The organism is Thalassoroseus pseudoceratinae, assembly GCF_011634775.1.
Taxonomy (GTDB): Bacteria; Planctomycetota; Planctomycetia; order Planctomycetales; family Planctomycetaceae; genus Thalassoroseus; species Thalassoroseus pseudoceratinae.
Genome location: NZ_JAALXT010000009.1, coordinates 200,900 through 209,092 on the forward strand (window position 1 = coordinate 200,900; position 8,193 = coordinate 209,092).

4 protein-coding genes are annotated in these 8,193 nt (G+C 53.1%); 1 reads left to right on the top strand and 3 read right to left on the bottom strand.

The window, feature by feature from the left end:
* Positions 1 to 109: 109 nt before the first annotated feature.
* Positions 110 to 1,045 carry a metallophosphoesterase family protein gene (locus tag G6R38_RS26030; RefSeq protein WP_166831729.1) on the bottom strand — a complete coding sequence of 312 codons (936 nt, stop codon included), beginning with the start codon at positions 1,043 to 1,045 and terminating at the stop codon, positions 110 to 112.
* Positions 1,046 to 1,426: 381 nt separating this feature from the next.
* Here G6R38_RS26030 and G6R38_RS26035 point away from each other — a divergent pair, with 381 nt between their 5' ends.
* On the top strand, positions 1,427 to 3,109 hold the full coding sequence (locus tag G6R38_RS26035) for a Na/Pi cotransporter family protein (RefSeq protein WP_166831730.1): 1,683 nt from the start codon (positions 1,427 to 1,429) through the stop codon (positions 3,107 to 3,109).
* Between the two features lie 141 nt (positions 3,110 to 3,250).
* Here the strand turns inward: G6R38_RS26035 and G6R38_RS26040 are convergent, their stop codons facing one another.
* Together G6R38_RS26040 and G6R38_RS26045 are read right to left on the bottom strand one after the other, a co-directional pair.
* Positions 3,251 to 4,780 (bottom strand): sulfatase family protein, encoded by a 1,530-nt coding sequence (locus G6R38_RS26040; RefSeq protein WP_166831731.1) that lies wholly within the window; start codon positions 4,778 to 4,780, stop codon positions 3,251 to 3,253.
* 427 nt (positions 4,781 to 5,207) lie between these two features.
* Positions 5,208 to 7,928, bottom strand: coding sequence for a hypothetical protein (locus G6R38_RS26045; RefSeq protein ID WP_166831732.1), 2,721 nt, complete (start codon positions 7,926 to 7,928; stop codon positions 5,208 to 5,210).
* Positions 7,929 to 8,193: the final 265 nt, after the last annotated feature.

Genomic DNA, 8,193 nt, shown 5'->3' on the forward strand with positions numbered 1-8,193 from the left:
TTCCAACAGATAGACTTGGGCTAAGTAAATCATCCGCGATTGACAATCAGATTCGATAAGAGCGGCAAAACCCGCCGAGGCACAATGAACGCAGTGGTTCTGCGGTTGGTTACTGTTGCTTCTGCATTGACTTCAGGGATACGAGCTGACAAGTTTTCTCGACGGAGTCCGCCGTTCCCACCGGCTGATAACGCAGTCGCATCTGACCGTCGTCAATTGTGATCAGCGTATAGCCGGGGCGGAACTCCGGCAGGTTGTAGCCGGGAGCGTTCTGTTCCTCCAAACGACGACTTTGGTTGTAGAGAGCCGAGGGAAAAACGATCTCGTGGACTGGCCTATGGTCCTCCCAGCCACGGATACCATTATGAAAGTGGCCATGCATTAGACATAGGATACGATCCCGATGTCGGGTGAGGAGGTTGTAGAGTTCGTGTTGACCGTGTTCCGGTTTCACATACCAACCTCGATCGGGGTGTTGATTCGTGTGGGCAGGGACGTGCATGCACAATGCTACATAGGTTCCATCGTTTTCCGCCTCCTTACAGCTAGTCTCAAGCCAGGCGAGTTGGTCATCGGAGATGAAGCCATCGTGCGAGTCGGATCGGGCGTTGTTTAGTAAGAGAAATCGCAGCCATTTGTGTTCGACTACGGTGTCTACCGGCTGACGAATGTATTTCTCGAAGAGTGGCTGCGGATCATGGTTGCCGGGAATCTCGTGGACCGGCTTGCCGATCTTCTCCCGCGTTTTGAGGTAGATCGGGTACTGCAACTCACGCCCACCATCAACGATGTCCCCCAAATGGAGGACTAACTCGGCAGATGATTTGCCGATCTCTACAGCGGTTTGTTCCCAGAGTCGGGCGGCATGCTCTTTGTCGCGGTAGCCCAAGTGAGTGTCGCTGACAACCACGAGCGACAACCTCGGCAGCTTGCGACTCCGATCCGCCATCGCGAAACACTGAGGTGTCAATGTGAGACCACCAAAGCTCGATGCCGCTGAAAGCAAGAACGTCCGGCGTGTTGGTCTGAAGGTCGTTTCATGCATGCGAATACTCCGAAACGCTCGAACCGAATTTCTAACAAGCGACGACTCCGGCCTACACCAAAATACAAAGACGGACTTCCTTCGCCAACACGATCGGACATTGGATTCATCGACATTTGCCGGCAACTTACCGAGGGAATGAGTGGCTAGACTGTCGCTTCCCGGACTCAGCTACCTGAGGCCCACTTCCGACGCGAACGAAAATGTGGCCCCGTACTTCCGTGAAGCCGAAAGTGTCATGCAAATTCCATTTCCATCGATGGCCGTCCTGTTTTTCAACAGTGTGGGCCGAGTTGTGACTTTTGGCGTTTCCATTACAATCATTACACCTTCACATAAAATTCACAATTACACCCATCGGTTTTCGCCCATAGGCACTCAATGGACATCGCCAACCTCGTGCAAATCGTGTTGACCGTCATCGGCGGTCTGGGGATTTTTCTGCTGGGCATGAAGCATATGTCCGAGGGTATGCAGGCCGTGGCCGGCCCCAGCCTGCGGAAAATCATCGGAGCCGTCACCGACAATCGCCTTCTGGCGGCGACGGCAGGAATAATCGTCACCTGCGTTGTCCAGTCGAGTTCGATCACAACGGTCATGGTGATCGGATTCGTCAATAGCGGCGTCATGCAACTAACACAGGCTGTCGGCGTCATTATGGGAGCGAATATCGGTACCACCATCACCGGCTGGATTCTTGTGTTGAAGGTCGGCAAATATGGTCTGCCTCTGCTCGGGTTTGCCGCTTTTGTCTACCTGTTCAGTAAGGGGGATCGTTGGCGGTATTGGGCGTTGGCGGCGATGGGTGTCGGGATGGTGTTTTTCGGGCTGGAACTCATGAAAGACGCTTGCGGCCATATCAAAGAACTGCCTCAGTTCGAAGCCTGGTTTCGTAATTTTCAGGCCGATGATTATCTGGGGGTTATGAGCTGCGCGTTGGTGGGTTGCTTGCTGACCATACTTGTCCAGTCATCGTCCGCCACGCTGGGTATCACCATCTCGCTCGCGTTCCAGGGACTCATCTCCTATCCCACAGCGGCAGCACTTGTTTTGGGCGAGAACATCGGCACGACGATCACCGCCTATTTGGCCTCGCTGGGAGCCACCACGAATGCTCGACGGGCCGCCTACTTCCATGTGATCTTCAATTTGGTTGGCGTATTCTGGATCACACTGATCTTCCCCTGGTATATCGAACTGATTCAGTGGCTCATTGATGGCAGTGTCGACCAGGCTGTCATGCAGAATGGAGAGGCGACCTACCCCACGACCACACGGGCCATCGCAGCGACGCACAGTATCTTCAACGTCGTTAACACGCTGCTGTTTCTGCCGTTTCTTCCCGTCTTTGTTCGGTGGCTAGAGCGGATGGTACCTGCCAAACCGTACAAAGAGAAACCGCACCTTGATGACCTAGATATCCGGATGCTCGAGACGCCACTTCTCGCCATCGAGCAATCTCGCAAAGAGATCCTTAAGATGGGCGATGGATGCCGAAAGATGATGCAGTGGCTGCGAACCCTACTCGAACAGGAAGAACCGGATCGCCGTCTCGCCGATCGGCTCTACCGCCGCGAGCAAGTGCTTGACTCCATCCAAGATGAGGTCGCAATTTTCATGACAAGTTTGCTTTCTGGCAGCGTTCCTCACGCTGTGGCCGAGGAAGCCCGCGAGCAACTCCGTATGGCCCACGAATACGAGGCGATCAGCGATTATCTATTGAACTTGCTCAAACTCGATCAGAACCTTCGCAAGGACGGACTCCGCTTTACCGATACCCAACGTGCCGACCTGCTGACGCTACATGAAATGGTTGCCAACTACTTCGACCGAGTCGATCAGGCGAACGTGAGCCGAGACGATACCGTACTCCTGGCCATCGATACCCATCGCAAACAAATTAAAACGAACATCAAACAGTTACGCGACCGCCACTTGGAAGAGCTTTCAAACAGGACGGTTCCACCGCGTATTAGCATCGCGTTCATGACCGCCCTGAATGCGTACACCCGGGTCCGCGACCATTCACAGAATATTGCCGAAGCGATTTCCGGGGCCACGTAAACTGTTTGAAGTCACTGGAACGCTGATGGTGTCGGCGCCATCAGCTTGACACGCGACCTTCAAGAGCCGACTCAAGATCTGGGTGGTTTTCAAGATTGATTACACGGCTGTCTCTGTCAGGGTCCGAATCAATAGCCAGCATTATCGTTCGGTCTGATTGTCGGTCGCCCCCCGCGAACTCTTTCGCCATGCAGGAAACGTATCAAGGTACGACCAGCGGAAGTTCTTGTTCCGGCGATAGCGAAGGTCCCGATTCTTGACTTGTTCGGCCACAAAAGCCTCGACATTCGCCGGATCGAGAAACGGATCGCGAGTTTCCTTTTGCATCTCGGTCAGCGTTTTGATCAGTCGGGTTTTGACGGCGGCATACTCTGAATCGTCGGCGAGATTGTGCCATTCATGCGGGTCGTTCTTGAGGTCATAGAGTTCAAAACGCGGCGGACGGAGCCAACGGTCGAATCCGTTTCGCACGTGTAGGGCAATTGCGGATTGGTCCGCAGTCGTCGCGCCGGAGACAACGAAATACGGATGTGACGGATTGAGGTAAGAGCGTGCAATCAGATTGTCCGTTCCAGGCCGCGGACTTGAGATCAGCTTGAACCGCTCATCGCGTACGGAATGCTGGACAAAACAGTTTCCGGGAAACGACCCCGTTGTGAAGCCAAAGATGTATCGCCGCGTCTTGTCGGTAGCAGCCTCTGCCAACAACGGCTGTAAAGCCCGACCTGGCAAGTTGCCTTCGGGTTGAACGCCAGCGGCTCGAAGTGCGGTCGGGAGCAAGTCGAGCGTGGAAACCAGTTCGTGCCGAACCTGACCCGACTGCGTATGCCCCGGCCAACGAACGATCATCGGAACACGAAGTCCCGGTTCGTAGACCGTTCCCTTGCCACGGGGAAACTGGGCCCCGTGATCACCAATGTAAAAAACGAGCGTATTGTCGGCCTGCCCCGTCTTCTTCAATTCGTCAAGCAGTAGTCCGACGGCATGGTCCAACCGCTCAAGACAATTATAGTAGTTCGCCACTTGCTTTCTTAGTCGAGGAGTGTCGACACCAATCCACGGCATCGGTTTCACTTCGTCAGCGTCCAACGGGTCAATCGGCAACTGATTCGCCTGACGCAGAAACGGAAGATGAGCATCCGGGTAGTTGACGGATAGGAACCAGGGGGCACCGTCAGGCTGAGCGAAAAACCGATTGGCTTCGGCAGCGTAATCGGCGGGTGACTGCTTGCGTTGGAAATTCGCGGATGGAATTGCGGTGAAATCGAACGGAAAGGCAGACGCGGGGTTCACATGAAGTTTTCCAATGATGCCCGTACGGTAACCCCTCTTTTTCAACAGCGTGACGAAATTCGGCGTGTCTTCGCGATACATGGCAAACTTGTGCGTCGCCAGCCCGATATGCCCGTTCTGGTGCGGACGCAATCCGGTAAGAAAACAGGCTCGCGACGGCGAACAGACCGAGTAGGGCACAAACGCATTCGCGAATCGCACACCCTCGGCGGCTAACCCGTCAAGATTCGGGGTAGAAGCGTAAGGATCACCATAGCAACCCAGTTCCGGGCCGTTGTCCTCCGAGACGATCAACAGCACGTTCGGTTGATCATCAGCAAGACTGGAAGTAAACGTCAGCAGGAGACCACAGACAGAATAGAATAGTGTCTTCATCATAAATCGAATCTCCTAACTCTTCCTCGTATCCCAGCCAACTGGAACGTACCAATCCATCGTGAAAGAATACAACCAATGTATTCCTAGCACATACAGGCATCATCAATGTTCGATGGTCATCATTCAACTCACCGGCAGACTTTGGATATCTTGAAAAGTATCTCGTACGAGTTCTAAAAAAGTACCTCTGTAGACTAGCAGATAGTCGAATCACTACAGTACCGAGCTTGATCTACGTGCCGTGAACATTGCTTTCCGGTTTCGCGTGTCGATGAGCGGTTGGGCAGAGAACACCGACAGAAGACATTCCGCGTGTGATCTGTAGCTGATCGGACTGGCATCCGGATCCCCTTGCAAAGACCCATAGTGACCGAGAGGCCTTGACCACTGAGCAATCGAGATTTTGACGCTGAGCTGGGCAGGGCATTCAGTCCTGGTTTCGATAGTTCCGGATACGTTCGGGATCGATCATAATTGAGTAAGTCGAATACGATTCTGAAGACTTGAGGGAACTCAGAATCGCTTCGCTGGATTTGTCTTCGGACTCACCTTGTTGCTCCTTGGCCGCCTTGTAGCCAAAGGCAACATCTCGGAAATCGCCTGCCAACAGTGCATATTCGTTGGGATGGTGACCTCGAAACTCAGCTAGCTTCTGAAGTGATTGACTATAGAACTGGATCGCTTGTTCCCATTTCGACTGTCTTGCAAGTTCGTCCGCCTGATACCACAACTTTCGAATCGTCTGGATTTCATCTGTTTGCTCGAACCGACAACGCATCAACCAAAAATCGAGGCGGAGAGTCCGATGAATGAAATCCATGGAATTCTCGGAACGATCATTTCGGTTTGCCCACTGCAGCTCGCTGAAGTCTTCGTGTAGTATTTCCGCTTCTTTCCAGGCATCTGCGGCGGCATCCCAATGACCATTCCGCGTGAGCGAGTCCGCATATCGTGCCTGAGTTGAAGCCGGTCTGGAGTAGATCAGCGGCCGCCAAACAATCGTTGTCACGTCTTTGTTTTTCAGCCGTTCAATGCAATATTCGAATAACAGTTTTGCGACGAGAAAGTTGTCGACTTGTTGGCTGGGCGATTTTGCTTGGTCCAAATCAATCCATCTTGCCAACCGCTGATGCAATTCCTGATCCTCTGAAAAGAATTCGCGAAATGCTTCGCGATCACCGGCCTCACCAATCTTACGGCTAATCAACCGAGCTGCCATCCACTGCAGATCGATCGTGTTCGGATTTTGCTCGGCACCGTCGAGTAAACTATTGATCCCCCGGCGAATCCAGACGTAACGCGCCCAATAACCGTTCATACGAGAAGGAGTGTTGTACGCGAGCTGCCAAGCCCGCCAAAACCATGCTCCGGTCACGTGGGGAATACGGTTTGTGGCCCGCTGCAACGCTTCATCGCCGCGATCGAACTTCTCAAAATTGAACAAATCACCTGCCAATCCTAAATCCAATTTGGCCCACACGATTTCATTCGACTTTGATAAATTTGAAAGACTCTTAGGAACTGTGAATTGAATCAATAGTCGATTCTTCTCAGTTTCGGTTTGAATGCCGTCGAAGATGTCATCGATGACATTCAGAAAGGCGGCTGTTCGCTCCCTGGTCTTTTCCTCATGGGTCACTGGATGACCTTCGTAGGGAATGGCGAAGGGAACACCATCCATCCCTAACGTTGCGAGTTGCGCCTTGACAGTCACTCGATTGATATGATCTTCGATAGCGTCTTGCGTCTGGACTTGTAACTTGCGGAGTTCCGCACCGAGACGTTGACCCACCGACTGGGCTGTGGCTTCCCGAGTGAACTTCGCGGAAATCTCCACTGTTCTTTCTCGGTCCAAGCGAACGGCACCCGTGAACTCATTCAAAGTCGCCAATTTGTACCAGATCGGTCCGTCATTGAGCATCTGAAAGATATTCCCAAGCACGAGACGGTCGGGTTTTCGCTGGCCCATGCCGGACACCACGATGTCGCCGGGCTGAGAAAGACGCCGGGCGAGTTCTGTTGGCTTCTTCTTCTCATTCTGGAGCATCGTCTGAAGTGTTTCCGGCGTTTGGGCGACGACGAGTTCTCGATTGTCGATTGCGACATATTCAAACGCGGGCACGAACACATTCAGGTCGAATTCGCCCACCCCGTAATAGGTACCATAATGTGTGCCGGTGAGGACGACTTCCAATCGGCCCTCGGAAACCAGATCTCGCAGAAGGTCGGCTTGCCGCCTGCCTTTAGCAGCGATCACCGTCAGACGACGCGGAAAGTTGAGACGGCGATTGACGAACGACTGAGCCTGGATCGACAGCGGTTCGCTCCGCAATCCCGTCTTCGGATTTCGCAATTCGATGTTCGCGATAGGGAACTCCTGCGGAAGACGGGACGTAAGGAAGACGTGGAACCGCAGTTCCAATGGTAACTCGTCGTCGATGAGAAGGGATTCGTCGATTCCATCAAGCGTGAAAATGGCGGACGCTTTGGTTCCGCAAGCGATATAGCTACGGTATTCGTCGATATTTCCCACATTGACTCCGAATGGAACCGGTTGACCGTCACTGTCGGTAAATCGAATTGGGCTGTAGATTCGGGGAGGCGGGAAAAAGCTACCGGCGGGGATTCGAAAGCCGTCAACACCGTCCAGAGACATCGGTTCGGGCTGGGGATCGTCCGGCACTTCGCGTGGCACAAGCGACTTGCGCCATTGCCGTATCAAGGATTTGAGTTCAACGGGTCGTGACAAACGTGCCGCTGCTGCCCATTCGACGCCGTGACTCCATCTGTCACCGGTTCGCTCGCCGGACTCCGGTCCGCCGAAAATCGCCAGTTCCTCGACATTCATCTCACTCAACCGCCCCCACGAGATCGGTCCCGGAAGCTTGTTGAGAATTGGCAGCGTTCCGAAATACTGATCTCCGGACAGAGGTTTCGGTTGAACTCGACAGCCGACTGTAAAATCGTCGACCGCGTAACGGACTACTGATTGCACGGTCCGTTGATCGATCACCGTGGAATCGGTTTCGTTGAGCTCGTCTTGCCCATGGCAACCTGCTGCAAATGTCACAAGTCCAACAATGATCATGAGCCACTTAAGCTGGTGGGATTTTCGCACGGTCAAATCACTCTGCTGAAAAGTGGTCATCACTACGGCCTGAAACGATGTTACCAAAACTCACTCTGCTTGTGTGAATCACTGATCAAACCGTGATTGGCATTGGCTGGTTCACACTTGCGGAAATGATGACGAAAAGAGCAGCGTCGTCAAAAGAGCTGCGTTCTCAATGGGCCAACTAGTCAAGGTTTCTATGTTTTCGCTTCAAATGTGATATCTTACACACTGACTCTCAACCAACACGCAATTGAGTGCATACGTGAGACGATTCGATTACGATAGCCGTCGCAGGCTA

Coding starts and splice junctions, on each gene's coding strand:
- G6R38_RS26030 (WP_166831729.1), bottom strand. CDS start 1,045: ATGCATGAAACGACCTTCAGACCAACACGCCGGACGTTCTTGCTTTCA.
- G6R38_RS26040 (WP_166831731.1), bottom strand. CDS start 4,780: ATGATGAAGACACTATTCTATTCTGTCTGTGGTCTCCTGCTGACGTTT.
- G6R38_RS26045 (WP_166831732.1), bottom strand. CDS start 7,928: ATGACCACTTTTCAGCAGAGTGATTTGACCGTGCGAAAATCCCACCAG.
- G6R38_RS26035 (WP_166831730.1), top strand. CDS start 1,427: ATGGACATCGCCAACCTCGTGCAAATCGTGTTGACCGTCATCGGCGGT.